This window comes from Dietzia sp. B44, assembly GCF_014145245.1.
In the GTDB taxonomy this organism is placed as follows: Bacteria; Actinomycetota; Actinomycetes; order Mycobacteriales; family Mycobacteriaceae; genus Dietzia; species Dietzia natronolimnaea.
This window is the reverse complement of sequence record NZ_JAALEF010000282.1, coordinates 1-3089: the sequence shown is the minus strand read 5'-3', so window position 1 is coordinate 3089 and position 3089 is coordinate 1. Positions and strand designations below refer to the sequence as shown.

Below are 3089 nucleotides of genomic sequence, written 5' to 3'. Positions count from 1 at the left end.
CGCGTTGAACCGGGTCCTCGGGGCGGTGAACGGCGCGGCGCCGGGGATCGGGGTGGTCTGCGCCGCGTCACCACCGTCCTCCACCGCCTCCGCCGCGTTCCCGCCGGACCTCCTCGTGGCCGTGGCCCTGCGCAGTCTCCACGGCAGCATCGCGGCCTCCGGGACGAGCCGGGCGAGGGTGAGTGGTCGGCGCACGGAGAAGTCCCACAGGCCGCCTGCGACCAGTCCGATCGGATTGGCCCCACCGGCGTGGACCCGCACCGGGTCGAGATCACGGGCGGACGGGGTGGTCCCGGCCCCGCCGAGCTTCCGCAGGACCGCCGCGGCGCTGGTCCCGTCGAGCAGCGCGTGGTGGGCGCGGAAGAACACGGCCACCGTGTCCGGGTCGCCAGGCCCTCGAGGACCCACATCTCCCACAGCGGCCTCGACCGGTCGAGCGGGCGACTGCTGAGGCGGCCGCACATCTCGAACACGGCGTCGTCGTCACCGGGCGGCTCCACGTCGACGCGTCGGACGTGCCGCGTCACGTCGAGGTCGTATTCCTCGACCCATGCCGGATGCCCGAGGTTCAACACGGAGTCGTAGATCTTGCGGCGGAACGCGGGGATCTCCTTGACCCGACGGGCGAGTTCCGTCCGGAGTCGCTCGAAGCTGTACGCGGACCCCTGGTCGGAGACGTCCACCACGAGGATCCCGCCCACGACGAGCATCTGCTGCGCCGTCTCCAGGTACAGCAGGCTCGCGTCGAAGCCGGTCATCCTCTCCATCGGTGCCCTCCCGGTCGATGGTCACGGCCGAGGACGACCCCGGTCGTGATGTGATCCATTGTGAACACCCCGGGGGCGGAAGTGGCCGAGTTCGGCGGAGTGGCCACGGGGCCTAGATGTATTGACCACGCAGGTTGTGTCTCCGGTCGGCATGGCGAGATGAAATGAGGAAGACCTCCGTGTGAGGTGTGGAAGCGACCAAGCACCCACATCCACAACGGAGGTCTTCGTGTCCCACGCTAACGCGACTCTGACGCCCACGGGAAGACTGCGCCTGGCTCGGTGTGTCGTCGAGGACGGCTGGACCCCGGCCCGGGCTGCCGAGCGGTTCAACGTCTCGGTCACCACCGCCCGCCGCTGGGCCGAGCGATACCGAGAGAACGGCAAGGCGGGCATGGTCGACCGCTCCAGCCGGCCACATACCTGTCCGCACCAGACGCCCCGTCGGCGCGAGCGCCGGGTGATCGGGCTGCGCGTCTCACGCCGGTGGGGCCCGGCCCGCATCGCCTACCACCTGGGCATGCACCCCTCGACCGTGCACAAGATCCTCTCCCGCTACGGGTGCGTGCGCCTGGCGTTCACCGACCCGGCCACCGGCGCCCCGGTCCGCGCCACCCGGCGTCGCCCGACCAGGTACGAGCACGACGCTCCCGGCGACCTGGTCCACGTGGACATCAAGAAGCTCGGCCGCATCCCCGACGGCGGCGGCCACAAGTTCCTCGGCCGCGCCATGGGCCGCAAGAACCGCAGCGGCACCGGGTACTGGTACATCCACAACGCCGTCGACGACCATTCACGCCTGGCCTACAGCGAGCTACTGGACGACGAGCGCAAGGAGACCGCGGCCGCGTTCTGGCACCGGGCCAGCGCATACTTCGCCGACGCCGGGATCACCGTGCGCAGGGTGCTGACCGACAACGGCTCCTGCTACCGCTCCCACGCTTTCGCCGACGCCCTCGGCCCGGACATCAGCCACAAGCGGACCCGGCCGTACCGGCCGCAGACCAACGGCAAAGTCGAACGCTACAACCGGACCCTGCTCGAGGAATGGGCCTACGCCCGCCCCTACGCCAACGAACGAGACCGCCAAGCTCTGCTACCGGCGTTCCTGCATCACTACAATCATCACCGCGGCCACACCGCACTCAAAGGCGCCTCACCCGCCGACCGCATACCCAACCTGCGTGGGCAGAACACCTAGACTCTGGTCCGTGGCCGAGAACGCACAGACCGACTCCCAGATCACCGCCGGATCCACAGGAGCCCCCGCCCCGCCCCGGCCGGTGCTCGTCGTGGACTTCGGCGCCCAGTACGCGCAGCTCATCGCGCGACGGGTGCGCGAGGCGCGGATCTACTCCGAGGTGATCCCGCACACCGCGACGGTGGAGGAGATCAGGGACAAGGACCCGGTGGCGCTGATCCTGTCCGGGGGGCCGGCCAGCGTCTACGCCGACGGTGCCCCCGCGCTCGACCCGGCCGTGCTCGAACTCGGGTTGCCGGTCTTCGGCATCTGTTACGGCTTCCAGTCCATGGCGGGTGCGTTGGGGGGCGAGGTCGCGCACACCGGCAACCGCGAGTACGGGCGCACCGAGGTGGGCGTGTCCGGCGGGGTGCTGCACGCGGGACTGCCCGCGACCCACCCGGTGTGGATGAGTCACGGCGACGCGGTCACGTCGGCGCCCGAGGGGTTCACGGTGACCGCCTCGTCCGCCGGTGCCCCGGTCGCGGCGTTCGAGTGTGTCGATCGACGGATGGCCGGCGTCCAGTACCACCCCGAGGTGCTGCACTCGCCCCACGGGCAGCAGGTGCTCACCCGGTTCCTCACCGAGATCGCGGGCCTGGAGCCCACGTGGACCGCGTCCAACATCGCGGAGCAGCTCGTGGAGGCCGTCCGCGAGCAGATCGGCGAGGGTCGCGCGATCTGCGGTCTGTCCGGCGGCGTGGACTCCGCCGTGGCGGCCGCGCTGGTCCAGCGGGCGATCGGAGACCGGCTGACCTGCGTGTTCGTTGACCACGGGCTGCTGCGCGCGGGCGAGCGGGAGCAGGTGGAGAACGACTTCGTGGCCGCCACCGGAGCCCGCCTCATCACGCTCGACGACTCGGAGATCTACCTGGGCCACCTCGCCGGGGTCAGCGACCCCGAGACCAAGCGCAAGATCATCGGCCGCGAGTTCATCCGGTCGTTCGAGCGGGCCGTGACCCAGGCCCTCGAACTCGAGGATTCCGGCGACAGCGCGGACTCGTCGGTGGACTTCCTCGTCCAGGGGACCCTTTACCCGGACGTCGTCGAGTCCGGCGGCGGCGCGGGGACGGCCAACATCA

General features: G+C 70.6%; 2 protein-coding genes and 2 pseudogenes. 2 read left to right on the top strand and 2 right to left on the bottom strand.

What is annotated here, in order from left to right:
• A pseudogene (locus G6017_RS17325) lies at window positions 1-375 on the bottom strand (WS/DGAT/MGAT family O-acyltransferase); the annotation flags it as partial.
• Window positions 376-392: 17 nt separating this feature from the next.
• Window positions 393-758 (bottom strand): annotated as a pseudogene (locus G6017_RS17320) (wax ester/triacylglycerol synthase domain-containing protein); the annotation flags it as partial.
• A gap of 238 nt (window positions 759-996) precedes the next feature.
• Here G6017_RS17320 and G6017_RS09930 point away from each other — a divergent pair.
• Both G6017_RS09930 and guaA read left to right on the top strand, forming a co-directional pair.
• Entirely contained in the window at window positions 997-1968 is a 972-nt protein-coding gene (locus G6017_RS09930; RefSeq protein WP_182617166.1) for an IS481 family transposase, read from the top strand.
• 40 nt (window positions 1969-2008) lie between these two features.
• A partial coding sequence (gene guaA / locus G6017_RS09925) for a glutamine-hydrolyzing GMP synthase (protein ID WP_182617173.1) occupies window positions 2009-3089 on the top strand: 1081 nt, incomplete at its 3' end.